Source organism: Pseudomonas sp. FSL W5-0299 (genome assembly GCF_005930655.1).
In the GTDB taxonomy this organism is placed as follows: domain Bacteria; phylum Pseudomonadota; class Gammaproteobacteria; order Pseudomonadales; family Pseudomonadaceae; genus Aquipseudomonas; species Aquipseudomonas mandelii.
Genome location: NZ_RXHX01000002.1, coordinates 142,019 through 165,879 on the forward strand (window position 1 = coordinate 142,019; position 23,861 = coordinate 165,879).

Annotated in this window: 32 protein-coding genes and 2 pseudogenes; 6 read left to right on the plus strand and 28 right to left on the minus strand. The window is 57.0% G+C overall.

Going from position 1 to position 23,861, the window contains the following annotated elements; genetic code table 11:
* Window positions 1-22: 22 nt before the first annotated feature.
* The gene (locus FHL16_RS34320; RefSeq protein ID WP_077747536.1) at window positions 23-328 is read right to left on the minus strand and encodes a hypothetical protein; all 306 of its coding nucleotides are present in this window, start codon (window positions 326-328) and stop codon (window positions 23-25) included.
* Window positions 325-633 (minus strand): annotated as a pseudogene (locus tag FHL16_RS34325) (integrase domain-containing protein); the annotation flags it as partial. The gene FHL16_RS34320 and the pseudogene FHL16_RS34325, both read right to left, overlap by 4 nt.
* Here FHL16_RS34325 and FHL16_RS04310 point away from each other — a divergent pair.
* Both FHL16_RS04310 and FHL16_RS04315 read left to right on the plus strand, forming a co-directional pair.
* A pseudogene (locus tag FHL16_RS04310) lies at window positions 615-1,502 on the plus strand (phage terminase large subunit family protein); the annotation flags it as partial. The pseudogenes FHL16_RS34325 and FHL16_RS04310 sit on opposite strands and share 19 nt — an antisense overlap.
* Entirely contained in the window at window positions 1,502-2,527 is a 1,026-nt protein-coding gene (locus FHL16_RS04315) for a phage portal protein (protein WP_077747538.1), read from the plus strand. The pseudogene FHL16_RS04310 and the gene FHL16_RS04315, both read left to right, overlap by 1 nt.
* Window positions 2,528-2,560: 33 nt before the next feature.
* Here FHL16_RS04315 and FHL16_RS04320 read toward each other — a convergent pair whose 3' ends face one another.
* The 3 genes from FHL16_RS04320 to FHL16_RS04330 all read right to left on the minus strand — a co-directional run bounded on the left by FHL16_RS04320 (window position 2,561) and on the right by FHL16_RS04330 (window position 4,620).
* Window positions 2,561-2,908 carry a hypothetical protein gene (locus FHL16_RS04320; RefSeq protein ID WP_138739016.1) on the minus strand — a complete coding sequence of 116 codons (348 nt, stop codon included), beginning with the start codon at window positions 2,906-2,908 and terminating at the stop codon, window positions 2,561-2,563.
* Between the two features lie 676 nt (window positions 2,909-3,584).
* Window positions 3,585-3,893, minus strand: coding sequence for a hypothetical protein (locus FHL16_RS04325; RefSeq protein ID WP_138739017.1), 309 nt, complete (start codon window positions 3,891-3,893; stop codon window positions 3,585-3,587).
* Between the two features lie 52 nt (window positions 3,894-3,945).
* A complete protein-coding gene (locus tag FHL16_RS04330) occupies window positions 3,946-4,620 on the minus strand; it encodes a division plane positioning ATPase MipZ (protein WP_077747541.1) in 675 nt (224 codons plus the stop codon).
* Window positions 4,621-4,787: 167 nt separating this feature from the next.
* Between FHL16_RS04330 and FHL16_RS04335 the strand changes: the two genes are divergently transcribed.
* Window positions 4,788-5,579 carry a hypothetical protein gene (locus FHL16_RS04335; protein WP_077747542.1) on the plus strand — a complete coding sequence of 264 codons (792 nt, stop codon included), beginning with the start codon at window positions 4,788-4,790 and terminating at the stop codon, window positions 5,577-5,579.
* Window positions 5,580-5,924: 345 nt separating this feature from the next.
* Here FHL16_RS04335 and FHL16_RS04340 read toward each other — a convergent pair whose 3' ends face one another.
* The 14 genes from FHL16_RS04340 to FHL16_RS04405 form a co-directional block, all read right to left on the minus strand.
* Complete coding sequence (locus FHL16_RS04340; protein ID WP_077747543.1) at window positions 5,925-7,076, minus strand: site-specific integrase; 1,152 nt, start codon at window positions 7,074-7,076, stop codon at window positions 5,925-5,927.
* On the minus strand, window positions 7,073-7,285 hold the full coding sequence (locus FHL16_RS34330; protein WP_077747544.1) for a hypothetical protein: 213 nt from the start codon (window positions 7,283-7,285) through the stop codon (window positions 7,073-7,075). The genes FHL16_RS04340 and FHL16_RS34330 overlap by 4 nt, the downstream gene beginning before the upstream one ends.
* 78 nt (window positions 7,286-7,363) lie before the next feature.
* On the minus strand, window positions 7,364-7,594 hold the full coding sequence (locus FHL16_RS04350) for a hypothetical protein (RefSeq protein ID WP_077747545.1): 231 nt from the start codon (window positions 7,592-7,594) through the stop codon (window positions 7,364-7,366).
* Window positions 7,595-7,785: 191 nt separating this feature from the next.
* On the minus strand, window positions 7,786-8,391 hold the full coding sequence (locus FHL16_RS04360; protein WP_077747546.1) for a hypothetical protein: 606 nt from the start codon (window positions 8,389-8,391) through the stop codon (window positions 7,786-7,788).
* A complete protein-coding gene (locus tag FHL16_RS04365) occupies window positions 8,388-8,594 on the minus strand; it encodes a glyoxalase superfamily protein (RefSeq protein WP_033039984.1) in 207 nt (68 codons plus the stop codon). The genes FHL16_RS04360 and FHL16_RS04365 overlap by 4 nt, the downstream gene beginning before the upstream one ends.
* Before the next feature lie 76 nt (window positions 8,595-8,670).
* Window positions 8,671-9,486 (minus strand): hypothetical protein, encoded by an 816-nt coding sequence (locus tag FHL16_RS04370; protein ID WP_077747547.1) that lies wholly within the window; start codon window positions 9,484-9,486, stop codon window positions 8,671-8,673.
* Between the two features lie 71 nt (window positions 9,487-9,557).
* Complete coding sequence (locus FHL16_RS33985; protein ID WP_158080543.1) at window positions 9,558-9,695, minus strand: hypothetical protein; 138 nt, start codon at window positions 9,693-9,695, stop codon at window positions 9,558-9,560.
* A 36-nt stretch (window positions 9,696-9,731) separates the two neighbouring features.
* Window positions 9,732-10,040 (minus strand): hypothetical protein, encoded by a 309-nt coding sequence (locus FHL16_RS04375; protein WP_077747548.1) that lies wholly within the window; start codon window positions 10,038-10,040, stop codon window positions 9,732-9,734.
* 40 nt (window positions 10,041-10,080) lie between these two features.
* Window positions 10,081-12,885 (minus strand): toprim domain-containing protein, encoded by a 2,805-nt coding sequence (locus FHL16_RS04380; RefSeq protein ID WP_177346223.1) that lies wholly within the window; start codon window positions 12,883-12,885, stop codon window positions 10,081-10,083.
* A gap of 2 nt (window positions 12,886-12,887) precedes the next feature.
* A complete protein-coding gene (locus tag FHL16_RS04385) occupies window positions 12,888-13,121 on the minus strand; it encodes a hypothetical protein (RefSeq protein ID WP_177346220.1) in 234 nt (77 codons plus the stop codon).
* A 64-nt stretch (window positions 13,122-13,185) separates the two neighbouring features.
* Window positions 13,186-13,560, minus strand: a complete 375-nt coding sequence (locus FHL16_RS04390; RefSeq protein WP_077747550.1) for a hypothetical protein — start codon at window positions 13,558-13,560, stop codon at window positions 13,186-13,188.
* Window positions 13,560-13,841, minus strand: coding sequence for an ogr/Delta-like zinc finger family protein (locus FHL16_RS04395; protein WP_033039973.1), 282 nt, complete (start codon window positions 13,839-13,841; stop codon window positions 13,560-13,562). The genes FHL16_RS04390 and FHL16_RS04395 overlap by 1 nt, the downstream gene beginning before the upstream one ends.
* Before the next feature lie 78 nt (window positions 13,842-13,919).
* The gene (locus FHL16_RS04400; RefSeq protein WP_077747551.1) at window positions 13,920-14,393 is read right to left on the minus strand and encodes a YmfL family putative regulatory protein; all 474 of its coding nucleotides are present in this window, start codon (window positions 14,391-14,393) and stop codon (window positions 13,920-13,922) included.
* A 29-nt stretch (window positions 14,394-14,422) separates the two neighbouring features.
* Window positions 14,423-14,635, minus strand: coding sequence for a DNA-binding protein (locus FHL16_RS04405; protein WP_033039969.1), 213 nt, complete (start codon window positions 14,633-14,635; stop codon window positions 14,423-14,425).
* 86 nt (window positions 14,636-14,721) lie between these two features.
* Between FHL16_RS04405 and FHL16_RS04410 the strand changes: the two genes are divergently transcribed.
* The 3 genes from FHL16_RS04410 (at window position 14,722) to FHL16_RS04420 (ending at window position 16,022) form a co-directional block, all read left to right on the plus strand.
* Window positions 14,722-15,069, plus strand: a complete 348-nt coding sequence (locus tag FHL16_RS04410; protein WP_033039966.1) for a helix-turn-helix domain-containing protein — start codon at window positions 14,722-14,724, stop codon at window positions 15,067-15,069.
* A 32-nt stretch (window positions 15,070-15,101) separates the two neighbouring features.
* Window positions 15,102-15,668, plus strand: coding sequence for a hypothetical protein (locus tag FHL16_RS04415; RefSeq protein WP_077747552.1), 567 nt, complete (start codon window positions 15,102-15,104; stop codon window positions 15,666-15,668).
* Window positions 15,669-15,806: 138 nt separating this feature from the next.
* Entirely contained in the window at window positions 15,807-16,022 is a 216-nt protein-coding gene (locus FHL16_RS04420; RefSeq protein ID WP_077747553.1) for a hypothetical protein, read from the plus strand.
* On the opposite strand, the gene FHL16_RS04425 is transcribed toward FHL16_RS04420, so the two are convergent.
* The 9 genes from FHL16_RS04425 to FHL16_RS04465 form a co-directional block, all read right to left on the minus strand.
* Window positions 16,019-17,299 (minus strand): phage late control D family protein, encoded by a 1,281-nt coding sequence (locus tag FHL16_RS04425; protein ID WP_177346221.1) that lies wholly within the window; start codon window positions 17,297-17,299, stop codon window positions 16,019-16,021. The genes FHL16_RS04420 and FHL16_RS04425 overlap by 4 nt on opposite strands.
* Window positions 17,296-17,736 carry a phage tail protein gene (locus tag FHL16_RS04430; RefSeq protein WP_077747554.1) on the minus strand — a complete coding sequence of 147 codons (441 nt, stop codon included), beginning with the start codon at window positions 17,734-17,736 and terminating at the stop codon, window positions 17,296-17,298. Before FHL16_RS04430 ends, FHL16_RS04425 begins: the two co-directional genes overlap by 4 nt.
* A gap of 6 nt (window positions 17,737-17,742) precedes the next feature.
* On the minus strand, window positions 17,743-20,523 hold the full coding sequence (locus FHL16_RS04435) for a phage tail tape measure protein (RefSeq protein ID WP_077747555.1): 2,781 nt from the start codon (window positions 20,521-20,523) through the stop codon (window positions 17,743-17,745).
* Window positions 20,516-20,635, minus strand: coding sequence for a GpE family phage tail protein (locus FHL16_RS04440; RefSeq protein ID WP_017336912.1), 120 nt, complete (start codon window positions 20,633-20,635; stop codon window positions 20,516-20,518). The genes FHL16_RS04435 and FHL16_RS04440 overlap by 8 nt, the downstream gene beginning before the upstream one ends.
* Window positions 20,636-20,643: 8 nt before the next feature.
* Window positions 20,644-20,988, minus strand: a complete 345-nt coding sequence (locus FHL16_RS04445) for a phage tail assembly protein (protein ID WP_202979490.1) — start codon at window positions 20,986-20,988, stop codon at window positions 20,644-20,646.
* Window positions 20,989-21,042: 54 nt separating this feature from the next.
* Window positions 21,043-21,558, minus strand: a complete 516-nt coding sequence (locus tag FHL16_RS04450; RefSeq protein ID WP_033039956.1) for a phage major tail tube protein — start codon at window positions 21,556-21,558, stop codon at window positions 21,043-21,045.
* A gap of 49 nt (window positions 21,559-21,607) precedes the next feature.
* Window positions 21,608-22,780, minus strand: coding sequence for a phage tail sheath protein (locus FHL16_RS04455; protein ID WP_077747556.1), 1,173 nt, complete (start codon window positions 22,778-22,780; stop codon window positions 21,608-21,610).
* 146 nt (window positions 22,781-22,926) lie between these two features.
* A complete protein-coding gene (locus FHL16_RS04460) occupies window positions 22,927-23,301 on the minus strand; it encodes a DUF1353 domain-containing protein (protein ID WP_077747557.1) in 375 nt (124 codons plus the stop codon).
* Complete coding sequence (locus tag FHL16_RS04465) at window positions 23,298-23,861, minus strand: DUF4376 domain-containing protein (RefSeq protein ID WP_077747558.1); 564 nt, start codon at window positions 23,859-23,861, stop codon at window positions 23,298-23,300. Before FHL16_RS04465 ends, FHL16_RS04460 begins: the two co-directional genes overlap by 4 nt.

Consider the following 23,861-nt stretch of genomic DNA (forward strand, 5'->3'; position numbering starts at 1 on the left):
GCAGGATTTCCACTTAGGACCGTCAGTCGGGATGGAGCCTAATTACCTTGGTCGCATGACCAAAAACCCACGGTTTACCCAAGCGCCGAGCTACCAATGTTACGGTTAACTCGTAGTAATACCTTGTAGATTTGGCCTTCTGCGCCTGGAGGTGCGTTAGAAACCATTCCAAGTGCTTTCGCTGCCATGTCCAAGGGTTGTCTCGCTGCCACCGTCCTGCTATCGCGTTCTGAATGAATCTAGCTTGGCGTATATGGCGTTGGCGTGTGCTATTCGATCCGGTCAGGACGCCTGCGAGGAACAACTCCATATCGAATGGCTTGCTCATGCTCGGCCCCCGATATAAGCCGACACTACGTCGATACGACCGTGTCCCAGCTCATAGCTGATTTGTGCTCGGGCTTCCTGATCGAGGTGATGATCAAGTTGGTAGCAATTTCCACCGTTGATGGGGGCAGGATGCTGTGTGATTTGCTCATAGCGTTCGCACGCATAGGTCGCCCGCAATTCGTGGAAGCCCTTGAGGTTGTGCGTATGGAGAATCTCCCGTGCGGGGCGAACGATTACCTGTTGGAAATCGAGGTAGCGTTCATTTGCTGCAAGCAGGTTGCGGCTACCCGTTCTGGACAGCCGAACTTTTCAACAAGGGACGCCCGAAAGCCGACCACATCAAATTGGACGTGTCCCACAAGTCTTTGGCTTCAGGCAGGCACTGCGAGGATGGTCAGTGGAGGCAGATTGTCACCGTGCTGGACGCTGAGAAAGGTGGCTGTGATCTGTTCGATATCAATCAGCTCCGGCTTGAGTACGGTCCCGATGAGTTCGAGCAACTCTTCATGTGCCAGTTCATCGACGACGGCGCGAGCGTTTTCGGCTTTGCCCTGATGCAAGCGTGCATGGTCGATAGTTGGGAGCTGTGGGAAGACTACAAACCTTTCGCTGTTCGTCCGTTCGCCGGTCGTGAGGTGTGGGTCGGTTATGACCCCGCTGACACTGGTGACCGAGCGGCGCTTGTAGTTCTGGCACCGCCGCTGGTGGCCGGGGGCAAGTTCAGGATCCTTGAGCGTCACCAGTTCAAGGGGATGGACTTCGCAGCCCAGGCTGAGGCGATCCGAAAGATTTGCGATCGCTACCGTGTGACGTACATCGGCATCGACGTCACTGGCCTTGGCGGCGGTGTTTACCAATTGGTGAAACAGTTCCGGCCCGATGCCCGAGGCTTCAACTACAGCGTCGAGGTCAAAACCCGCTTGGTGCTGAAAGCCTATGACGTGATAAGCAAGGGCCGACTCGAATTCGATGCCGGAGCTACTGAAATCGCCGCCTCGTTTATGGCAATCAAGAAGACCACCACGGCCAGCGGAAGGCAGGTGACCTTTGCCGCAGGCCGATCCGAAGAAGTGAGCCATGCCGATCTGGCGTGGGCAACGATGCACGCCCTATTCAACGAACCGCTGGAGGGGACTACCCCGAGCAACTCCGGCTTCATGGAGATTTACTGATGTCGAATACGTCCAACCCACAGCCGGTTGTTGATTCACCTGAGTCCAGTGCAGGGGCTATGTCCTTCAGCTTTGGGGATCCTGTTCCGGTACTGGATCGGCGCGAGATCCTCGATTATGCCGAGTGTCTGAATGCAGGTCGGTGGTATGAGCCACCGGTGAGCTGGGAGGGACTGGCCCGTTCATACCGCGCCGCCGTCCACCACGGCAGTGCTATCCAAGTGAAGCGCAATATTCTGGTCAGCACGTTCCAGCCACATCGCCTGCTGTCGCGGTCGGACTTTGCGCGGTGGGTGCTGGACTATCTCACCTTCGGTAATGGCTATCTGGAACGTCGAGACAGCCGATTGAAAACCACACTATCCCTGAAGCCAGCTTTGGCGAAGTACGTTCGCCGAGGGGGCGACCTCAGCCGCTACTGGTTCGTGCCGAGCTTTGGCATGGAGCATGAATTCGCCGAAGGTTCGTTGTTCCATCTGATGGAGCCGGATATCAATCAGGAGGTGTACGGCCTGCCGGAGTATCTGGCGTCACTCAGTGCGGCGTGGTTGAACGAGAGTGCCACACTGTTCCGGCGCAAGTATTACCTGAACGGTTCGCACGCTGGATTCATTCTGTACATGACCGATGCCGCTCAGAACGAGCAGGACGTCAACGGTTTGCGCAAGGCGCTGAAGGACAGCAAGGGGCCGGGCAACTTCCGCAACCTGTTCGTGTATGCACCTAACGGCAAGAAAGACGGCTTACAGGTGATACCGGTGTCCGAGGTTGCAGCCAAGGACGAGTTCTTCAACATCAAGAACGTGACCCGTGACGACATCATGGCCGCACACCGGGTGCCGCCGCAGCTGATGGGTATCATCCCGAACAACACTGGCGGGTTCGGTGACGCGGGCAAAGCAGCCCAGGTCTTTTACCACCACGAGGTCGTGCCGCTGCAGGAGCGCTTCAAGGAGCTGAACCAGTGGCTCGGCGAAGAGGTGGTGACCTTCAAGCCGTACGAAATGGCACTAGCAGATAAATGAAGTCGTTGAGGCGCTGGTCACAGCGCCTTACCCTCAGCTAATCCAGCCGGATATATCTTTGAGTTTTTGACGGCTTTCTGCCTGTTGGCGAACAGCAGTTTGGATAATGATCTGCGCGGCCCTTCGTGACGCTCCTTTCAATGGTGCAGCAAGCCTGATCAGAATGTTCTCCAGCTGTTTCAACTGCATCAGTGCTTCTTCGCATTCCTGATACCGCGCGCGAGTAATCAAAGACTTGCCACTGTAATAGCCATCAACAAGCGTCCTCTGCTTGTTCCCACTCGCCCATAGCATCCACAGCTCCCTGAACTCGATCGCCTCTGGGTCGTCGTCGAGCGCCTTGAACAACACGCTGTTATCTACCGCTTCCTGATCAGACATCCCGTACTCCCGGTTCGTATATGCGTGCTCATCTTTCCACATTCTGTGGTGATCTGCACCCGGCGCGCGGACTCGTTACCCCGCCACGCCCGCGCGCCTTTCGTGCCACTAAATATGCACCTGCATGAGTCCGGTGGAGCCCCGTGCACCGTGGGCTTCGAAGGGGATGTCAGGGGGTTAAAAAACTTGCGGAATCATGCACCCAAGCGCTTGCAGTGCAGCTTTCTGCGAGGTCAGGTAGAGGGTCTATTCTGGGAAACGGGTAACCGAAGTCATCGAAGTGTTTATGTGGCTCAACCCTTTGTTTTCATTGGGGTGTTTTGATTACCTTATATGCGTAATTGGAGGTAACTGATTTGGTAATTTTGGTGTAAGTCATTGATTTATAAGAGCTATTCATATCAGGTAACTAACTCTTATAAAAGGTAATACGATTACTACATAGTTACTATTCAATTACCTTTATTCAATTGTGTTAAGCCCTACTGGATCGTGGGCTTGCTGGGCGTCTCAAAGGCTAGTGACCTGCGTTACCTTTTTCTTGCAACCCCTCCGACTTGAAAATTGCACCCGCCCCGCGTGAGGCGTGCGCGCACGTATACAGTCGCGCATGATTGCTTTCGTCCAGGCGAAAAAAAGCCCCGATCGTGCGGGGCTTGATGGCCATCTTTTTCGGTCACTGTTTCGATCGGATTTCAGCGGCACGCCGCTGGATCTCCGGCAGCAGGATCGACTCCAGCAACTTCTGTTTGCTCTTCACGTTGGTGTTCTCGTACACAAACGCGAACTCGTCATAGGTCGCTTTCGAGCACCGAAACAACATGCTTTCGGTGAGCTTGCCTTCTTGTTCGACTTTGCCGATCGGAGCGGCGGCGGCAGGAGCTACCGGAACCGTTGTGTGAGTGTCGGCACCTACCGCAAATGCAGCCAGCGCATCAGGGTCTACCGGTTGCCTCTTGGGTTTTACGTCGAATGCCATATCCATTCCTTTCGTTTGATATCAGATGCAACGATATCAAATGATATCGCTCTGTTTGTCACTGTGCGAGCGCTGCGGGTTTCGTGCTCTCGTTGTGCAGTAGGTGGGGGAACATCTCGTCGGCGAGCAACTGGATTTCTGCGCGTGCCTTGCTGTTTCCCATCTCCACCACGCCCATTCCTTTCAGCCATGCGTCCCGGTAGATCTTGCGATCGCGAATGAATGTGCGTGCCATGGTGAAGCTCTCGAACTCAACGAGCAGTGTCTTGGCATCAGCGACTTCATTGATGACGGGGTTGGTCGGTGCGCGTGATAGGACGGCGAATGCTTCGAGCCCTGGGTTGATCCCTTGAGCCAGCCCGATCAGCTCATCAAGGTGCGGCAGCGTTTCAAGGTCTACTTGGCTGGCCTGAGTCGGAATGATCATCCGATCGGCAGCGACCATCGCTGTGCGCAGTTCTTTGCTGTCCCGACCGCCCGCGTCGATGATCACGAGCTGGTAGCGCTGGGCCAGATCCTTCGCCGTCGCAAACACGTCTCCGGTTTTCTGTACGCAATGCACCACCGGCAGCCCGGCTTCGTTTCTCCGCGCGATGAACTTGGCCGCTGAGCCTTGCGGATCCGCATCAAGCACGATCGTGTCTACACCTTTCAGCGCTGCCCAGACTCCGAGGTTGCCCCCGATGTTGCTTTTGCCCGCGCCGCCTTTCTCACAACCGATCAACAGAATCATGATTCTCTCCCTAGCAAAGTGATGTAAAACGATATCGAATGGAACGATATCATATGATATCACTTTGGGGGAATAGCTTCAGTGAGATGTCGTGGAGCCGGGCGTTGCTTGAGGGGCAGATCCGCCCTCACTATGCGTAGCGGTGAAAAGACAACAAGGAGAGACGGATGCTGCTAGCTAAAAGTTGTGACACTAGAAACAATATAAAGAACGGCACTATAAAGTTAGGAACACTTTACGAATACAGAGAAACAGAGATTGAAGAAATAGCGGATCGTGAGGAGGGTATGCTTACCTTTCATTTAAAATTTACTGGTCAAGTCAAAGTTCCTGCTATTTGGTTCAACACGTTAGCGGGGGGCAGCATGGTTTTCGGCAAGGAAACTTTTACAAGATTTCCCGGAGTACTTCGGGCTCATTTCGACACAGTGAATATCGTAGTGTTCGATGGCCAGGACGTGGTCCTCAGAGACTCCAGAGCCACCATCTGTAGAGAGTCGCCTAATAGTTTTGTGTTCTGTATGTCGCTGGTTCGTAAAATGCGGGACAGCGAGGGAATCTTTGCAGGTTACGACGACTGCTGGTACATGACAGCAGCGAAGGCGCAGAGATTCGGGCTCGTGCTGGGGCAGGTGCTTTTGCAATTCGTAAAAGCAGAGCATCTCAAAGGAAACTTTATAGTTCCCAAAGAAACCGACGTGACAAAGCTTAAGGTATTTGTGGAGCACCGTTCAGTTGATTATATTTCCAGAGAAATCGAAATATTTGATGATGCTCATACTCCGTTAGATGTATTCATGAATAAAATGCAGAGCATGGCATTCATCAAGCCAGATTCATATTCGCCTGAACTTGAATATCGATTTAACTACACGATGGTAGTAGATGGGAAGATAGTCCAGCCGCAAGTAAAGAAAGTTATTCTGAAATCTGAGCAACTGTTGGATCTTGTCGTTTGAACCGCCATCAGCGAAAACAGATATTGTCGCTGACACGACGTTTTCCCATTGCTGACCGACTGAGTAGCAGCCGGAATTCTTTCTGAGAGTGCTCAACCAATGAGCAATATTTGCCTGAATTTTACGTCGATTTTTACGTTTTGCACAAAAAACAAGGGCCTGCATCGCTGCAAGCCCTTGATTTATATGGTGCCGGCACCAGGAGTCGAACCCGGGACCTACTGATTACAAGGAACCTCGTCACAACATATAAATCAAAGGGTTACAGGATTTCTTCCTACGTCCAGATACGCGAAAGCCCGCTGTTTAGGCGGGCCTTGGCGGGCTTATTACGTCCCGATTTGCTCAATCGACGGAGGGATTCACGATTGGCAGGCTGAGGTCGTAGACGTCCATCATCGACTCATCGCGGTGGCCACTCGCTTCTTGCTTGTCGGCCCGGTTGCCGACGGTGTCTGTAATGCCTCGGCGCTTCAAGTCGTGGATCCCGAAGCGTTGTTCGGCAGTGATCGTGCCGTCTTCGATGGACGATTTGATAAACCGCTGCCAGGCGGTGTCCAGGCTCGACTTGCGCAGCGGGCCGCCATGGCTTGCGACCACGATGTAGCGTCGATCGGCGCGAATCGGGATCGCCGTTGATTTGCGATCCCATACGTTGGCGCGATACGCCTTCGCTCCATCCCACGCAGCGCGCAGCCTTGGCGTCCATCTAACAATGTTGTCACGGCTGCCCTTGCGCCTGTTGGTCATTACGCCTTCCGGCAGTTCATGAGCGTCGGTGAGGGTGATCGTCTCAATGCCACGCAGCCGGCAGAGGTAGGAGATCTCCATCACGTAGGCCAAGTACTCGGGGCAACCACCTTTTTCATTTCTGGCCAGACGGCCGAAAGCCTTCGCCCGATCAAGAAGTGCGTCCAGCGCCTGGTGCGCAGGCAGTCGGCGTCGCTTGCGTTCGATCGGAGCCTCGATCCCGAGAGCGGGATTGACGTCGAGAAACCCCCGATTTCGGCCCCATTGCAAAACCCTCCGTAGATACCGGAGTGCATGAGCCGCTTTCGACGGTGTGCCTTCGTCAGCAAGCCGATCGACGATGCGTTGTACGAGTGCCGGCGAGAACTTCCGCACAGTTAGATCGCCAAGCGAGACACCCAATTTGGTGGGAATGTTGATCAGGACGTCCCGGGAGTAGCAGTAGTCGTCGTGGGTCTTGGGTGCCAGTTTTTTGAAGCGATCGCTTAGGTGAAATTGCTGGCAGATGTAGCGCAGCGTCCCCCGATCCACGTTGGAGCTTTCCTCCATTATCCGGTGCAGCTCGGCGAGCGACACATCTGCCGGCGCAATATTGCGCCGGCGCTGCTTTCCGTTCTCGTCCGTGTGCGAGGTGTACCAAAGGCCAGCGCCTTTTCTGTGGTCGAAGTAAACGGCCGCTGGTATAGCGGCCTGGTCTATATGGGCGGGGATGTGCGGATTATGCTTCCGCTTCCGTGCTTTCCTCATAAGATTTGCGTGTCATACCGCTCTGCTGCAGTGGGCTTCATACCCGCTGCTTGGTTGATAAGGTCCAGGGTGGTCCAAGGGCCGGTACGCCCTCGGAACAGCTGGATGCCCTGGTCGCGTAGCGACCGCTCGACATCAGACCGACGCTGGTAGCCGGTAATGCGCTGCAGGTCTGCAAATGCCAGGACGTTGTCCGGTCGGGAGTTCATGGCTTGCCCTCTATCGTATGAAGCGCCCCGGTGAGTGTAGGCTCGGCGCCGGGGCTGGTGTTATTAGAAGTTATGGGCTTAGTTGCTAGTAATGCTGCCCGGATGTACGAAGCGGGAACGACCGTACTCGAGTCCGTCGCAGCGTTGCTCTTGTAGCAGGCCGGACGAGAGCCCCAGCTTGGTGGCGAGTGCCTCGGCAGCCTGCCTCGGGCCAGCGCTGCAACTGGCACTCGGCTTAAAACCCTTGGCCTTGGCAATATAGGTGCCGGTGCTTTGCCGGACGGTGATCATGATCGACTCAGCGGGCATATCGCTTCCCCTTAGCTATTCGAGCAGCAACCCTATCTGCCATCAGGGTGGCCCATTCCTCAGCCTTGTGTTGTTGACGAATACGACTGCAGGTTTGGTGTCTGCGCGTCGATCGCGCCTTTCCGCAGATATCGCAGATGCTCGGCAGATCGAGTCGATTGCTTGCCATGGTCGGTCGCAGACGTGGTGCGTTATCCATGGGCGACCTCCGATTTGGGCTCTACCTTCGCCAACCGAGCTGCCTCATATTCGCGTGGGAATATCTCAACGGCACCGTCGATCCAGCCGTTGGTGCCTTGGCCACTGGCCTTAAGATTGCGATGCCGTTCCTCGTTGATTTCGAAACCCAAGGCAAAGTAGGCAATTCCATTTTGTTCCAGACATATCCCGCCATTGAGCCAGATGCTGCCGCCGTTGATGCCGATCGCGCTCCAGAGTTCGTCCGAGTTGATACGTGCTGGGCAATGCTCTTTCCATAGGCCAAGCAAGCGCTCATGCTCGGCGCGAAGGGCCGCGCGCTCTTCTTTGGTGATTCCCTTGGGAAGTTTTACTGCCGTCCGGAGGCTGCGGTAGCCGAACTCGTCCTGCTGTCGCCAATGGGGATCGAGCCTGATGTCGGTGCTCAGTTTTACGCCTCCAACGAAGAGAGTCGTCCCCGACTTCATAGGTGACCCAGGTGCGCCAAATACGTGTGTGAGTCGCTCCCGAGCTACGTCAAACGCTGCTTTCTTCGCTTCCCAGGCTTTCATCTCTGAAACCACTGCCGGCGCGCTGGATTTATAGAAGTAGTGAGTCATTTTGAATCACCCGGCAGAGCATTGAGTAACTGCGCCCAGTTTTTGAAGTTGTTGTCTCGGGCCACAATTTCCAGCGCTTGCATGTGAGTGATGTTGCCGTCAGACGCTTTTTTAATCTTCTTGGCCAGGCGTTTCATACCGGCGACGGTTGTAGGCTTCGTGATAGCCTCGGCAGCGCCATCGTTGAGGGTTTGAGCTTGCATGGTTCTCTCCTTTCAGGGGTGGTCGGTGTCGAGGGGTTGCAGCCCCTCGGCACCACTTCCAGTTACTTCGCCGGCGTCAGACGTATTCGGACGCAATGGTTTGGAGCACCTCCAAAGGCGCCGCTCGGTACTCATTGGCGAGCCCCAGTAAGTCGCTCAGTACGTTGACCAGGGCCATCACCTGCGCACAGTTATGCAGACCTCGCGGATCTGGGTCGCGGATGAAGTGGAGTCCTTCAGTCAGCGCTTCGATGTAAACCGGCACCAACTTTTCTACGGTGAGCAGTAAGTGTTCTTTGTTCCTATCTATGGCTCGACCAAAGACACTTGCTTCTGTAGCGGTCAGTTGGTGCAGCGCGTCAATGTGCGTTGGTTTGTCGAGGAGATTTTTCCCCTTTAACCTGACATCAATCATCCGACTGCGGACAGCGTCATTGCATTCGACTGGCTTGTTTGCGGTGATAATCAAAGTTCCCTTAAACGTCACCTCTCGCGTCTCATCACGCGTGCCGTAGCTGGCTGAGTCTCCGTTGTAGAGAGCTTTAATTTCGTCCCAGTCGAACGATTCTGCCGGTGCACCTTCGTCCAGATAGACGATCGATTCAGTGCCCGCGTTTTCCAAATTGCGCAGACGCCCCGCCTTGGTGGCGTGCTGAGGCGAGCTACAACGGTAAGTTTCCTTGCCAATGAGTTTTGACAAGTAGCTGAGGAGAAAGCTGCTACCGCTACCCGCAGGGGCAGTTATTTCCAGAAAGGGATAGCTGTTCTGATTGTCGCGAATCGCGTTTACGTGTTGTGCGCCGACCCACCAGGCCAGGGCTACTACACCTTCGGGACCATAAACAGCCCACAGGTCGTCAAAGCGGATGGCATTTCTCAATTCGTTTTGCATGGTTCTCTCCTTTCAGGGGTGGTAGGTGTCCTGGGGTTGCAGCCCCATGGCACCCGATTTTTTGCGGATGCTTAGCTAAGGATCCAGATCAGCAGATCTGGCACCTGGACCGCGACGATGACGATCAATGCCACCGTCATGACTGCGCCGATCAATTGCCCAAGCAGGGCGTCGCGTGCGTTGTGTTCAAGTTGCTTTGTGTCGCGCATGGTTCTCTCCTTCAAAAGTGCCGGTTGCAGCCGGCGTTACAGGGTGCTGTCTGGCAGTCGCACCAGGTGCAGCACCAGGTGTTCAAATTCGTCCGTGTCTTCGGCGCATGACTGCCAGTCCAAAACCGCCTGGATCTGTAGCCTTGAACAATTCAGCACCAGGATCTCGCCCTGACCGTCCGCAGCCCGTACCTCCAAAATATCGACCAGACCGTTGGCACCGTAGGCCTCGGCCTGCACCGTTTTGCGGTGATCGTTTCCGAGCTCGCTGAGCAGCTGGGAGACGCGGTCCTGCAGGCTTTTCGCATCACTACAATCAGTGCCGGCAACGACTTGAATCTGCATGGTTCTCTCCTTTCAGGGCTGTTCTACGTGGGTTGCAGCCCTACGCCTGGAACATCCAGCACTTGACGGTGGGTGACTTGGTGATCGTGTTGTTATTCCGCGTGGCCTGATAAGCACGCACCGCGCTGTCGACGGCCTTGTTCGATTCCAGGAACTTGCGGCAACGAGATTCCTTCAGGCGATCGCGCAGCTCGCTGACGTCGGCCAGCTTCTGCCGGTGTTCTGCGGCGCGCTCGACGAACTCGTTGAGGTTGATGGCGATGACGTTGTCTTTTTTACTGTGGTTGACCACAGGCCCATCGGCGTCCAGACCTTGCAGGTAGTCGTACACTTCCCAGAATTCGGCAACCACAGGGTGGTCTGCGCTGATCGAGCTCTGGCGCTCGATCGCCATTGCGATGATGCAACGCTGGGTGGTGCTGATATGAGAATCGCTCAGGGGTACGAGCGAGCGGATGCAGTCCAACAGGCCGAGCAGCTGGGCATGGTTTTTAACGATCCGCTCGACGCGGATATAGCCGCGCAACTGATTGCCGCAGTTTTGGCATGCGGCCTTTTCGTTGTTGGCTGGGTACTCGGTGTCGCAACTGATGCAATGGGTGTGCAGCCGGCGCAAACGCGCTTCGTGTGCGGGAATTTTGTCGGCGAGCGTGGACATGACATCGCTTTCGCGTTTCACCGCCTGCAGCAGGAAGTGGCTGAGCTGATTGCCGTCCAGGGCTGTCAGCCGGTCAGCCGCGGCTCGGCTTTCAGGCGTCACATTTGGCCGCACGAAGTGCAGCTTCACAATCCGCGTCATGATGGCTTCAGAAGCAATCACAGGCGCGTTCTGGCTGATCGCGATCGTGCCTCGGAAGGGCGGCTCGTAGGTTTCGTTGCCGGCGGTTTTAACACCCTTTGTCGCCAAGGTGCCGCCACCGAAGTAGTCCTTCAGCTCGTCCCATTCAAAGTTCTTTGCGTGGGACTTGTCGTCGCCGCTCCGATCGGACTCCAGCAACACCACCGGCATCCCGGAAACCTGCCCCATCAAGCGGCTTCGGCCCGCCTTGGTGGATTTTGAAGGGTCAAACCCTTCGTAGCCGGCGCGCCCCAGCAGTTTCCACAGCAGGTTGAGCAGTGTGGTTTTACCGGCCCCGGCCTCGCCGGTGGCTTCCAGGAAGGGAAAGGACTGGTAGCGAGCGCGGATCTGCTCGGCAAACAGCGAGCCGAACCAGAACGTCAGCGCGACAACGCCCTGGGCACCGAAACACGTCCACAGCAATTTCGCCCATTCGTCGCTGTATTCCTTCGGGTCGCGCTGAATTCGCACCGGCACCGCCCGCTGCAGGGTTTTCAGACGCAGCTTCCCGAACTCGAAAAATTCCTCATCGTTGACGTCGACCACCTGGCCATCCTTGATGGCCACGTCGCCGTACACGTAGCAGCCGTATTCCTTGCTGTAACCGACGAAGTCGATCGTCTGAACGGTTTTGATCGCGAACAGCTGGTCCTTCATGATCTTGTCGAGCTGCTGGCCGCTGCCGGTGAACACTGCGCCGGCTGCCATGCCGAGCAGACGCTTCTTGAATTCGCTCGCCGCTGCGACCTGGCCACCGGTGAAGGTGTTTTTCACTGAGCCGCCGTCGTGCGGAAAGTCGACGCGGAAGAAGTACCAGGATTCGTCAGTGATCTCGTTGCGCTGGAAGTACAGCGCCTGGGGATAGCAGTTGGCAATCTCGACTACACAGCCCGACATGCGGAGCGCTTTCTCACGCATTGCTTTGTTGTTCAGCTGCTGCTCTTCGTGGTTTTCGCTCGTTTCCAGCGCCTGCATGGCGCTGTTGAATTTGCTGATGTCCAGCTTCCACCAGTACAAGCGGGACTCAAACCCGAAGTGGAATTCCTCGCGTTCGCGCCAGTCATAAATCAGCAGAGCTTTTTCTGACGCGCTCTCGGCGATGAGCAGGGCACCGTGGTGGCGGGCCTCGTTAAGGTCCGCTTCAGTGCGCCGCCGACGATCGGCTTCATCACTGACAAAGGCCCAACGCTGATGTAGGTCGTTCCAGTCCACCTTCCGCGCATCGCGTTGCGGAATCTGCGCCGCAGTGCATTCAAAGCCCATTGCCCGGGCCATGGTGACCCATTTGCGCGTGTAGCGGTGCGCGCCTGGCTCGTTGTCCAGTGCCCACACAAGTCTCGGCAAATTACCTGCTCGATCAGCGGCAAGTGCCTTCAGCGATTCCTCGGGAAAGGCATTCGACGACATCGCGGCAACAGCATCGATCGCGTTGTGCTCGAGGGCGATCGCGTCAAAAATGCCTTCGACGATCCACAGCTCTTCGGTCTGTGAAAGATCGATGTGAGGCGAACACCACCAGTAGCCCTTATACGACTCCCCGGGTTTGAAGCGGGCTTTCTTTTTCCCGAAGCGCTGAGGCTGGTCAATGAGGCGTTCCCAGTAACCGCCGCGCTCCAGGGGAAAGCGGACCGTTGCCGATCCGATGTTCAGGACGCGATCAAAATAATTTTCCTGGGTGAACAAGCCGGCGACCAGCTCGATCTTGAAGCCCCGAGCGAACTCCATATAAGCGCGGGCGCTTGCTGTCGGTTGATCGTCCGTGGCCGGCGCACGTTTGCTCCAGTCGTCAAACAGATCCGCGTACAGCTCTTTGACATGCCACTGCTGACCGCATTTGCTCTCACGGCCGCACTTGATGAACCACGGGTTTTCGAAGCTCGAATACAGTTCTTTCTTCGAGCAGGCAGGGCAGGTGCCACCGCGCATGAAGTCGGTGCCTGTGCGATGCCGTAAGCCATAGTCGTTCTCGAGTCGGGTCAGTACATCACCCCGCATTTGCTGTTCCATCATCACGCCTGCTTTCTGATGGCGACCTGAAGGGCGCCGAGAGTTGTTTTTTGAGCCGCCAAGGCGGGGTAGGCAGAAAGAATTGCGCCGGTCCGCAAGCCATCAGGGATGCGCCGAAACTCATCCGAGTACCAATGCTCCTGAATGCCCATCCGAAGGCGCTCACGCAGCTCCTGGTGCAGGGCTTCAGCGAGGTTCTTGCTAAGGTCCATCCGGATGGAAAGTGCTGTACTCATGGCTTTTTCCCTGATTTCGGGCGCAACTTGCCCAAACCCACTCGCGAAAGGTGGTGCTATTCGGTTAGTTGAAAGGGGCTGTCGGTTGAGGCTCGGTAGCGTCGACCAGGTGTTTGAATATCAACACGACGGGAATGGCGAAGGACTTGCCGCTGGCTGGGTCTGTGAGCATCGCCACGGACGCACTGCTGTTCTTTAGGTCGAGGTGGCGCTGTCCACCACCGGAATGCAATTCGGCGTATGCCAAGCCCGTCAAAGTCTCGGCAAGGTAGACAGGTACTTCCAATGTCGCTTGCAGGTACGTGACGGTGCGGTTGAAGAGCTGCTGGTCGTTTTCCAGGTGTTCAGCCTGGTGGCGTTGCATGTAGCAAAGCGCGGCGCTCTGCATGGCGGCGCGGTACTCGCGTTCGGGGTTTTGCGCATTGGTCATCATGTTCATCAGGCCGTCTCCAGCTCAAGTAGGTCCATTTGTTGTTCGCCTTCCTTCTTCATCGCGTGCCTGCGAATCGCCACGGGGGCGACCGGTAGGCGAACGGACGGATTGGGCATGCCGGAGGGGCTCATTTCATGAGTCATTTCGAACTCGGCCCGAACTGACCAGCCGCAGGCCTCGTTGGTGCATTGCAGGTAGGCAATACGCAGAAAAATATGCGTGCCTTCACTTGTGCGGATCCGCATTCGCCCTTGGCAATGCGGGCATACCAGTTTGTAAGTGCTCACTTTGTTTCCCCCATCGCAAACTGCGACTTTTCGGCGAATGCCGAGAATTGGTGGCGCTTCTTGCGCCTACTTCGTGTCCTAACTGCCCGAGTTTTCCCGGTGCAGTACGATCACCGCAGTGACCTCTTCATGTCTGGCTGCTACGTGTGCGCGGTGTGCGGCGAGAATGTCCTGCACCTCGTCGTCCTGGATGACGCCGTCTTGAAGTGCTTTGGCAATGATCGCGTCAACTAGCCCGCGCTTTACGGTGGTGTTAATCGACCGGGCGTACAGATCGAGGTTATCGAGTTGACCTGCCTCAGCGACGGGCACAAAAACACCGCCGTACAGATTGCAGATGAAGTCGGGGAGGTGAGTGGTGCCGGTTTGCGACTCTAGAAGGCAGATCTGCTCATCGGTCAGTGGCCGGCTACCGGCGTTTTCATATGCGTGGTTGTCGAACTTTTTGACCGACATACCTATACGCGGTGCTGCGCAATCACGACCGCCCGGGTACGCGCAAATGACTGCGCTCACAACTTGCCGACGGGTCTCTAGAACTGTGCGTTTCATCTTCTGGTTTCTCAAAAAGGTGGGGGCAATTAATTTGAGATCACGCCGTCTTTGATACCCAGAAGCACAGCCGCTCGGTGAGCTTCGCCGCGCAAACATTTTTTCTGACCATTCAGTACTGCATAAACAGTGCTGGGGTTGAGGTCGTGTCGTTTGGCGAAATCAGCAGCAGACAGTCCCTGCGCGACCAACTTACTTCGAGCTAGCTGTAGCGCTTGCTCCGTGATAGCTGTGTTCGGCATAGTGCTCATTCGTGTGATTTAGTGTGGAATTCTGGCGATATTGGTCCAAATAATTGGGACTGTCAAGCAATGAGGGTGCGATTTTGATGACCATTGGAGCTCGGCTTCGCGAAGAACGAGCGCGGCTGGGCGTTAGCCAAACGGAATTGGCAAATGTTTGTGGTGTTGCGAAGAACACTCAGTTGAATTATGAGAAAGACGAGCGAAGCCCTGACGCCCCATACCTGCTGTTGGCTCACAAAGCTGGGGTGGATATTCACTACGTTTTGTTCGGTGAGCCTTTGCCGGCATTCGCGGATCAGCTGTCACCTGTTGAATCCGAAGTCCTGTCCTATTTTCGTAACCTGTCGGATTACGACAAAGAATCCATCCGCCGTATGGCTTATGCGATGGCTACCGTCGCAAAAGACTCAACACCAGCCCCACGTACTTAAAAGTCATATCTAATTAGAAGGAACTTGCGTTCATGTTTGGGATTGCCAAAAGAACTGTGTTGGCTGCTGTATTTGCATCATCTGTAGCGCTCTCGGCTCATGCTTTGGAGCCGCAACACTTCGATAATTTGCCTGCGATGGTCGAAGATTTCGGAGATTTTTCCGATGAAAATGGCACGTTCAAAGTGCTGAAAACTCAGCCCCTGCATGTGCAGTTTTCTCCGCAAGTCGTACCTGGTGATCTACCTGAAAATGTTCGATACGAGGTGCAGCGAGCCGCCCTGTACGGCGTGTATCGGACCTTCGTGCATACCTCCGCCGAGTCGGTTCAAGTCACTGCCCTCCCCATTGAGCTGGACATCAAAAATGGTGTTTCCAAAAAGCTCAAGGGTCCATCGGTTGACGTGACTGTTACTCGGGCTCAAGCGTTGGCAGCTGTACAGAAGCTCATTCAGGTGAACAACCTTGCAGAATTGGTGAAGCCGGAACAGATGGGAGATATGCAGCTGGATAACTGGACCAAGAACTTCGAGGCCCTGTATTACAAGCAGCAAGGGATCGATAGGCTGCTCGCTGAATTGAAAGCGAAGCAAGGTTAAGCGGGATCGTCGTCCGAGGCTCAGCGTCAAAAAGCCCAGCTTCTGCTGGGCTTTTTTGTATCTGAGCGAATGCCCCCATTGGCTAAATGGTTCGATATAGGTACTGTATGTGCATACAGTGATGGAGCTTGGAAGACAATGGAACCGATTAGCGTCACCCCCGTAACCGCAGCCAATGGGCTCGCTATGTTCGAGCCTATTACGAAATGGGAGCGGGAGTTGATTGTCGGCTACAGACGTTTATCCAGCGATGATCAGGAGCGCTTGCTCCAGCTGCTGCATGCTTTGGTTTCTGTAACCGATGAAGGTAAGCCAAGTGCACGGTTGATGTCCTGTCAGCGTCACGCCAGCTAAGAAGGGGAGGCGACTGCCTTGCTGGAAGTCAGTCGTTTAAGCTCTCGCTCCGCAGCTCGTTTTGCCGAGGCTTTGCTCTCATACAGATGTGACAGTCGTTTTGGCTTGCTCTGATCACCCTCGGTAAGTTTTTGTTGCTTACCGCTCTTCTTGTCGCGGTACCACGCGACGATGCCCGTGAAGTCCTTGGCATCGTCGGCCAGCTCCGCTACCTCGTCGCCATCTGGCAACTTTGATTCAAGCTCAAGACTCGTGGTGAATGAGTCCGACGTGAAACTGTGTTTGACGTTGCCCCCCAGCCAGATAATGTCCGCGATTTCCTGCTTGATCCCTGTCAGGGAGTAGGTGAGCTCTGGCGTTAGATCCGGACGGCCACGCGCCAGCGAGTAGCTGAGCGTTGCCGTACCGCGCTGCAGCTTGTTCCACTCTGCCCGGGCAGCGACCAGCGCGCTTTTCTGGTCGGTGTAGGAGTGCCGCAGGTCCTTGATATTGTCTCCGCCGCCGGATACCGCCTCTTTTTTTTCGGCGCTGTTGACGTCGTAGTAGAACGCCCGAACGCCCGTGTAACTATCCCGATCCGCTTGTAGGAAACGGTGCTGGTCGCCGTCCCGGCGAGTCAGGGTGATGTGCGGCAGGTTCAGTCCGCTGGCGCTGGTTGCATTGCCGATCGGCATGAACAGCAGCTTGCCGGCTTTCACTGTGGCGATCGCATCGTGCTCTTGTCCCAGGCGGGAGAGCAGGTTCGCGTCTGATTCATTGGCCTGGTCCAGATGCACCAGTTTGATCGCACTGAGGGCGGCGCTTACCAGCGGGCCAAGGCCGTATGCGCCCGCGATGGCTTGCACGACTGACTCAATCGTTTCGTCATGCCAGCTTCGTTCCCGTTTTACCTTCAACCCAGCGCTCAGGTCCACGCTGCGCGCTCGGATGTTCAGCTGGTCCGGCGCGCCGCTGTGTTCGGTCTCGTCGACCGTGTACGAGCCCTTATCGACCAAGCCGGTATCGCTCCAGCCAAGCCACAGGCGCAGCGTTGCACCTTTTGGTGGGATAACCAGACGCCCGTCATGGTCCGAGAGCGTGACATCGAGCTGGTCTGCCGTGAGTCCGCGGTTGTCGGTCAGTTCAATGCTCATCAAGCGCTTCTCGATGGCCGCTGTGATGTCGCGGCCGTCAACCTCCAGCCGACAGATCGGGCGAGGGTAGGCTTTCGCTTCGCGCATCGAAGCCTGCGCATCATTTAGATAGCCATCAATCTGGCCCAGCACCTGGTCGATCACAGAATTTTCCTCAGAATGTTGCCGGCCGTGCTGATGCCGGCACCAAGCAGGTCGACGCGCCCGTCATCGATCCGCTTGAGCGCTATGGTGAATTCAATTCGCCGTGCTGCGCCGTCCTGGAAGAATATGGTTTTGGTCTCGCTGATGTTCTCGATCACCCAGATGCCTAAGATCCTGCCGGTGCCCTCAATCAACGGCCAGGCCTTGCCGGTATCTGCCATGGCGCGAAGTGTGTCGAGGCTGAGCGGGCTTCCAGCGAGCGCCGGCAGAAGAATTCCAGGCATGCTGATTGAGTCCTCCCCACGGCCCAGGAACTGGCGTGATGGGTTGGTGCCAATGCGGGACGTCGAGCCGTGGCGCCATTCTGTCTGCCGTTGCAGTTCCTGATACGCCAGCGTCTCGAGGCTGAAAATGAACATGCCCAATGACATCATCATGTTCGTTTACTCCTGGTCAAAAAGGGCGCTGCGTCCCTTGGCTTGTTTTGCATGCTGCCGCTTGTCCAGTTCTGCAGACACGGCGCGTGCGATCGCAGCGGCATCCATCCCCGGGGCGGGGTGAATGTTGATGACGATTTGATCGGGCGCCATCTGCATCGCCGCTGGAGCTGCTGCAGCACCAATTGGCGGACGGTTGTCGACCGCTATGGCGCCTTGAGCACCGCCCATACCTACGGCGATCGCGCCCACTTGGGCCAGTCGTTTGCCTATGCCCAGGATCGAATCAAGCATGCCGCCACTTTCAGCTTTTGCCCCGGGCACGGACCCGGCTGAGTTCAGAGCGGCGGCGGTGGCCTCGGGCATGGCAGCGGCTGGATTCAGCGTTGCGCCCGCGCTGGTTATTGCACCGATGGTCACGGTCCCTGCTTGGGTCATGAGGTCGCCCACTGCCTTGACGGCTTCCAGAGGCCCGCTCTGACCGTCAGCCACGCCCTGCGCCAACCCGGCCATGGTGAAGCCGCCGAGCTCGGCGAAAACCCGGGAGGGGCTATGAATACCCAACTTCTCTTTGAACCAGTCGACGGTGTTGCTACCGGCGTCGGTGATCGCCGTCTTCACAGACCCCATCGCGTTAGTGATGCCGTTGACGAGCCCAGCGATGATCATTCCCCCGAACTCAGTAAATTTGCCTGGCATCTCGACGCCCATGTAGTTCATCACCGCCGAGAAGGCCTGGTAGATCAGCCCTATGGGGCTGAAATTGGCGAGCGTCTGCAGGATGCCGCTGATCCCGCCGCTGAAGCCTGCTTTGATTTCAGCCCAGGCACTGACGAAGTAAGCCTTCACCTTGTCCCAGTTCGCATAGATCAGATACGCAGCAGCGGCGATCGCCATGATGGCCAAGCCAATGGGATTGGCCATGAACAGTCGGCCAACCCACATGAATGCCTGGCCGACAAAGGGTAGGACCTTCGAGCCAAGGTTGAAGAGCAACCCGATCACAGAGGGCAGGCGGATCCCGATCAATGACAGCCCGTAACGCACGGCGAGAAATGGGCCAAGGGTTGTGGCCATCGTGAGAGCTATGGTGCTGAAGCCGATCGACAGTGCCGCAATGCCGGCGGCGACTTTGAGGATACCCAGTACCAGCCCCGGGTTAGCGGTCGCCCAGGCATTGACGCGCTCCAGGACACCGTTAAATCCGGTGACCAGCTGGATCAGCGCCGGGCGGAGAGTGGCGCCCAGGGCGCTGCTCAGGTTGAACATGCGGTTCTGCGACATTTCCCATCGGGCGGACAGCTGGTCTGCGCGGATATCGCCCTCGCGTTGCATCGAACCGTCGCGTTTGGGCGCGTTGTCCGCTCCATTCACCAGGTCAAGCTGTCGCTTATACTCGCCGATGTTTGACGCCAGTTTCGCAGCGTCGTCGCCGTATTCTTTGCCGAACAACTGGGTCATCACACCCAGTTGCTGGTTTTTGGGCAGTTTGTTCACCGCTTCCAGCACCTTCTGGATGGTGCCCGTCGCGTCCTTGCTCATGCCATCCTGAACCGCTTTCGCTTCCAAGCCGATCGACTTGAGGCCGGTGACAAATCGCTTAGGTTGCTGGGTGGCGATAGCCAGCTCTCGGATCATGGCATTGGTAGCGGTTCCGGCGATCTCTGCGGATGCCCCAAGCGTCAGGAAGGTTGAGCCTAAAGCGGCAGCGTCCTTAAACGACATACCGACCGACGCGGTAATACCTGCCGTGCGCTGCATGACTTCAATGATATCTCCACCCTTCGACATCGCGTTGTCGTCCAGGTAGTTGATCGCGTCGCCGAGCTGGCTGACGTTTTTGATGGGCAATTTGTAGAGACTGGCGATGCGCGCCAGGCTCTCGCCGACCTGATCCGCAGGCAACTCGAAAGCCGTTGCGGCAGTCGCCGCGACGCGGGCGAACTCCAGAAGGTCGTCTTTGCCCTGGATGCCCATTCGCGCACCGCCTTCTACCAGCGCGGCGATATCGGTAGTCGCCATGGGGATGGTTTCGGACATCTTCTTGATGGCCGCGCCCATGTCGTAATAGGTCTGAGTGAGCTGACCGTTGTCATCCCGGGCGCCGTTGACTTGTTTGGCTACACCCGCCATAGCGTCTTCGAAACGGGAATAGTCTTTGACCATTCCAACGATCGGCAAGCCGACCGCCGCACCCACCGCACCTGCGCTTGCGCCGGCTACAGCGGCGTTGCCGGCGAGCTCTTTACCCTTGGAATAGTTTCTCTGTGCCTTCGAGACCCGTTCCTGCTGCTTGGCAAGCGCAGAGAGGCGCTCTCGTTGAGCCTGGATGGCTTTATTCGCCGCCTCGATCTCGGTTTTTAAACGGCGTTCGGTGGTGCCGAGGTTGCGGGTATCAGCACCGGTCGATTTCATAAGGGGGATCAAGCGCTGCAGCTCCGAGCGCTGAGCCGTGTGTTTGTTTGTCAGCTTTTCCACCGAGGCGGAGGCGTTGACGAACGCCTTCTGGAAAGCCGCAGTAGGGGCGTCCATCTTCTGCAGCTGCTCACGCAGCCCGCGAAGCTTGTCCTGTGCCTTGGCCAATTCTTCGGAGGATTGGCGGACGGCCTCCTTCTGGCGGGTATAGCTGGAAATATTGGACTGCTGGGCGTTGAGTTCCTTCAGCTGGTCCCGCGCCGCTTTCAAGGCGCGAGACGTAGCATTGCTCCCGGCGCTAATCTGTTTGAGGGGCGCGGTGACCTTGTCGATCGCGGACAGCAGAAATTCCAGCCGCAGCTTGTCAGTCATCCTTCGCCCCACTTCGTTTTCGAGCGCGTTCGCGCCATTCCATCAGTTCGGTCAGGGGGAGCGGATCCATTTCCGCTGGCCCCCAGTGAAAAATCACGGCGATATCCGCCATCGCGTCATCTACGCAACGAGGGATGCATCCACCTTCGCCGACTTCGGCAGCAAAAAACCGGCAACCTCGGTGGCCATCTGCACCAGGTCGGCCGGATCCATCAGGCCAATGTCGTGATCGGTCAGGGTCGGTGTGGTGATGCGCGGCAGGACCTTGCGCAGTGCGAGGACGTCCATCTGCAACAGGTCGGTCAAAGAAACGCCGCGCAATTCGCCGGAGACGGGTTTGCGCAGCGTCACCTCGGTGATTTCGGTCGAGCCTCGGATAATGGGCGTGTCCAGGGTGATGACTGGGCGGTTTGGGTTCTTCTCAACTGGTGCGTCTGCAGCTTCGTTTTTCTGGGCGGTGCTCATGTCGAAATCCTTTGAAAGAGAGGGCGCCGGACGAGCCGGCGGGGAAAGCTGGAATTACAGGCCGATCGCCTTGCGGTGTTCAGCCAGCATGTCTTTGCCATCGACCTTGAAAATGAAGTTGAGCAAGTCGATCTCGACCTCTTCATTGCCGTCGATCGTCAGCTTGTAATAGCTGCAGGTGGTGGTGAACTTGTGCTCGGTGTCTTCACCGCTTTCCGAGTCGCCCATGTCAATTTCTTCGTGCCGACCGCGCACGACGACCTCGACGGCCGAAACCTCACCGGTGTCGTCGCGCTGAATAGAACCGGCCCAACGCAGCATGACGCCACTTGCCGACACCGCACCGTACTGACGCAGTGCCGTCAGGTCCCAGCCACCGAGGGTCCATTCGAGCTGGATGCCGTCGTCGCCATGACCCAGGTCGACCTTCACACCACCGTCCATGCCGCCGCCCCGGAATGCTTCGAGCTTGCGGGCGAGTTTGGGCAGGGTGACGCTCTTGCACGCACCGACGTAGCTGACGCCGTCGTTGTACAAATTCATGTTCTTGAGCTTTTTGGGCAGAGCCATGTGGGCGCTCTCCTAAAGGCGCGGCCAACGCCGCGCGGATGAATGAATATCAGGCGTTGACGCGGCTGGCGAAGTCGACCAGGTAGCGATCGGTGATGCGCTGGCGAAGTCCCAGGTTCTCCAATGGAGGCACGGGTGTGTAGTCGTAATCCAGGTACAGCTTGCCGGCCTTGAGGGTGTCCTTGTCGTTGGCGGCTTCGTCGTACCAGCACTCGCCACCGATCAGGTAGCCAAGGCGTACCAGTTCGCGGAACTTGGCGTTGATACCCTCAACGATGTCGCGCACCAGGCTTGGGTGCATCGGCTTGTCGACGGCCCAGAATTGACCCTCGGCCATGGTGTCGGCCAACACCTGGGCGGTACGGGTGTAGTTTTCGAAGGCGAACAAAGGGTCGTCGCTGCAAGTGCGCGAACCCCAGAAGCGGAAGCCTTCGCGACGAATCAGCGTGGTGACGTCCGCCGCGTTCAGCAGGCCGGCGTCGGTGGCCGGGTTCTGCAGATCCCAGTAAATGTCCCGGCTCAGTCCGGACACACCATTGACTGCCACGTTGGAAAGGGTTTTGTGCCAGCCGACCTGTTCATCGAGCTTGGCGCGCAGGCCCAGGGCGCGGGCGATCGCCGACGCCGGTGCGTCGGCATTCAGCGTGGTGTCCCAGTTGACGAAATCGGGCCAGATGGTCATCAGCTCGCGGGCGCCGAAATTTTCCCGGTAGGCGATGGCGTCGGAGACGGTCTCGCAGTCCCAGGCACTGGCGTAAGCGAAACCACGTAGCTTCTGTGCGGTGAGGACCAGTTCGGTGGCCACCGCCAGCGAGTCGAGGCCAGGTACGCCGAGGATGCGCGGCCGCACGCCCAACTGCGCCTCCGCAGCCAGCAGTGCCTTGAGCCCGGTGTACTGACCGCCGGCAGTGACGCCACCGATCACATTGGTGGTGGTCGCGGCAGCGTCAGCGCCTTCGGCGACACGAACAACGACGGTGACTGGGCTTGCCTGGTCAGCGATAGCATCCAAACTTTTTGCGAGTGTGCCCAGTTCACCGGCCTTACCGCTGGCGGTAAGCACGTCGGTTAGCAGGACAGGACGATTGAGAGGAAACGCGATCGGATCGGCATCTTCGGCGGTGCAGACCATGCCGACGACGGCGGTAGCGACGGTGCGGATCGGGCGGGTGCCTTCGTTGATTTCGACAACTCGGACGCCGTGGTGATAATCGGTTGGCATGGGGAGAACCTGCGCGTGGGTGACAATGAAACGCAGAGTGACGCGCGCGCGACACGACGACGAGTCGCTGGGTCTGTAGGAGCGCTTGCTACACGGCAGGCAAAAAAAAGCCCTGCAAGAGCAGGGCGGTACTGCAGGACGAAATTTTAACGTGAGGCCCCGTAATGCTTGCGGCCACCGACTCTCACACCAATCCAAAAGAGCCAGGCACGCCATCGGGCCACACCTTCAGCACGTAATGCCCGATAGAGGACAGCGTCAGCTTCCTTGCGGCTGATGTCGCCGGTCGTGTAAAGCCAGTCATGCACAGTCGCGGCATAGTTTCCGTAGCCCGAAACCAGCGCGAACAACACGAACAAAAACACGTTGTGCAGCATGTCGAGGCTGGCAAAGTTGGTCGTTATGCCGGCAGGCACGACGATAACGCCGGCGTTCTCATCTGCCAGGACCAAATCGGCTAACAGTGTGTGCTGTCGTCGGCCGACTTGCTCAGTTTTCAATGTGGTCACAAACCGGCTCATGCTGGCCACCACTTATCGTCTTCGAAGTCAGTCGGGATCTGGGCATTGTCCTTGAGTGCGCGAGCCGCAAAAATTAGCGCCTGTTTGGCCGAGGCTGCCACTTTGCCGAATTCCATCACGGTGTGCGCATCCATCGACACCAGGTCGTTGTCTGTGCTGATCCACGTGAAGTCCTTATCAGGGTCGGACCACCGATAGTCCCCTGGCTGCGCGCCCGCGATGACGGCCATCAGGCCGAGCTGAGCGGCCCCGGCGATGTTCTCGCGATCAGTGGCCCGGGATTGGTAGTGGATGCCGCGAAAGGTCACTCCTGCCTCAATTCGTCGATCACGCTCGATCGTTACAAGGCTCTGCTTATCTTCTTCGGTTAGGACCAAAGCAGGACGTTCGTGTTTGCGCACCGTCCCGTCAGCGTCTAGCAGCCAGACACCATCGAGCTCTTGGGTGATGCGCATCCACAGGTCATCGTCCACCTCGACGGCACCTTCAGGGATGTCATTTACGCCACGGATCAGGCGACATTTAAGAGCGCCGGCCCCGTCAAAAGTTACGTATTTCAT

Bases quoted from the DNA above. Each gene is read 5' to 3' on its own strand.
- FHL16_RS04360 (WP_077747546.1), bottom strand. From the start codon at position 8,391: ATGACTCACTACTTCTATAAATCCAGCGCGCCGGCAGTGGTTTCAGAG.
- FHL16_RS04330 (WP_077747541.1), bottom strand. From the start codon at position 4,620: ATGATTCTGTTGATCGGTTGTGAGAAAGGCGGCGCGGGCAAAAGCAAC.
- FHL16_RS04315 (WP_077747538.1), top strand. From the start codon at position 1,502: ATGTCGAATACGTCCAACCCACAGCCGGTTGTTGATTCACCTGAGTCC.
- FHL16_RS04365 (WP_033039984.1), bottom strand. From the start codon at position 8,594: ATGCAAGCTCAAACCCTCAACGATGGCGCTGCCGAGGCTATCACGAAG.
- FHL16_RS04445 (WP_202979490.1), bottom strand. From the start codon at position 20,988: ATGAGCACCGCCCAGAAAAACGAAGCTGCAGACGCACCAGTTGAGAAG.
- FHL16_RS04450 (WP_033039956.1), bottom strand. From the start codon at position 21,558: ATGGCTCTGCCCAAAAAGCTCAAGAACATGAATTTGTACAACGACGGC.
- FHL16_RS04435 (WP_077747555.1), bottom strand. From the start codon at position 20,523: ATGACTGACAAGCTGCGGCTGGAATTTCTGCTGTCCGCGATCGACAAG.
- FHL16_RS04385 (WP_177346220.1), bottom strand. From the start codon at position 13,121: ATGAGTACAGCACTTTCCATCCGGATGGACCTTAGCAAGAACCTCGCT.
- FHL16_RS04465 (WP_077747558.1), bottom strand. From the start codon at position 23,861: ATGAAATACGTAACTTTTGACGGGGCCGGCGCTCTTAAATGTCGCCTG.
- FHL16_RS04430 (WP_077747554.1), bottom strand. From the start codon at position 17,736: ATGATGATGTCATTGGGCATGTTCATTTTCAGCCTCGAGACGCTGGCG.
- FHL16_RS33985 (WP_158080543.1), bottom strand. From the start codon at position 9,695: ATGCGCGACACAAAGCAACTTGAACACAACGCACGCGACGCCCTGCTT.
- FHL16_RS34320 (WP_077747536.1), bottom strand. From the start codon at position 328: ATGAGCAAGCCATTCGATATGGAGTTGTTCCTCGCAGGCGTCCTGACC.
- FHL16_RS04380 (WP_177346223.1), bottom strand. From the start codon at position 12,885: ATGGAACAGCAAATGCGGGGTGATGTACTGACCCGACTCGAGAACGAC.
- FHL16_RS04375 (WP_077747548.1), bottom strand. From the start codon at position 10,040: ATGCAGATTCAAGTCGTTGCCGGCACTGATTGTAGTGATGCGAAAAGC.
- FHL16_RS04320 (WP_138739016.1), bottom strand. From the start codon at position 2,908: ATGTCTGATCAGGAAGCGGTAGATAACAGCGTGTTGTTCAAGGCGCTC.
- FHL16_RS04405 (WP_033039969.1), bottom strand. From the start codon at position 14,635: ATGCCGAACACAGCTATCACGGAGCAAGCGCTACAGCTAGCTCGAAGT.
- FHL16_RS04440 (WP_017336912.1), bottom strand. From the start codon at position 20,635: ATGGCGGATATCGCCGTGATTTTTCACTGGGGGCCAGCGGAAATGGAT.
- FHL16_RS04370 (WP_077747547.1), bottom strand. From the start codon at position 9,486: ATGCAAAACGAATTGAGAAATGCCATCCGCTTTGACGACCTGTGGGCT.
- FHL16_RS04340 (WP_077747543.1), bottom strand. From the start codon at position 7,076: ATGAGGAAAGCACGGAAGCGGAAGCATAATCCGCACATCCCCGCCCAT.
- FHL16_RS04325 (WP_138739017.1), bottom strand. From the start codon at position 3,893: ATGGATATGGCATTCGACGTAAAACCCAAGAGGCAACCGGTAGACCCT.
- FHL16_RS04350 (WP_077747545.1), bottom strand. From the start codon at position 7,594: ATGCCCGCTGAGTCGATCATGATCACCGTCCGGCAAAGCACCGGCACC.
- FHL16_RS04420 (WP_077747553.1), top strand. From the start codon at position 15,807: ATGGAACCGATTAGCGTCACCCCCGTAACCGCAGCCAATGGGCTCGCT.
- FHL16_RS04400 (WP_077747551.1), bottom strand. From the start codon at position 14,393: ATGAAACGCACAGTTCTAGAGACCCGTCGGCAAGTTGTGAGCGCAGTC.
- FHL16_RS04390 (WP_077747550.1), bottom strand. From the start codon at position 13,560: ATGAACATGATGACCAATGCGCAAAACCCCGAACGCGAGTACCGCGCC.
- FHL16_RS34330 (WP_077747544.1), bottom strand. From the start codon at position 7,285: ATGAACTCCCGACCGGACAACGTCCTGGCATTTGCAGACCTGCAGCGC.
- FHL16_RS04410 (WP_033039966.1), top strand. From the start codon at position 14,722: ATGACCATTGGAGCTCGGCTTCGCGAAGAACGAGCGCGGCTGGGCGTT.
- FHL16_RS04335 (WP_077747542.1), top strand. From the start codon at position 4,788: ATGCTGCTAGCTAAAAGTTGTGACACTAGAAACAATATAAAGAACGGC.
- FHL16_RS04415 (WP_077747552.1), top strand. From the start codon at position 15,102: ATGTTTGGGATTGCCAAAAGAACTGTGTTGGCTGCTGTATTTGCATCA.
- FHL16_RS04455 (WP_077747556.1), bottom strand. From the start codon at position 22,780: ATGCCAACCGATTATCACCACGGCGTCCGAGTTGTCGAAATCAACGAA.
- FHL16_RS04460 (WP_077747557.1), bottom strand. From the start codon at position 23,301: ATGAGCCGGTTTGTGACCACATTGAAAACTGAGCAAGTCGGCCGACGA.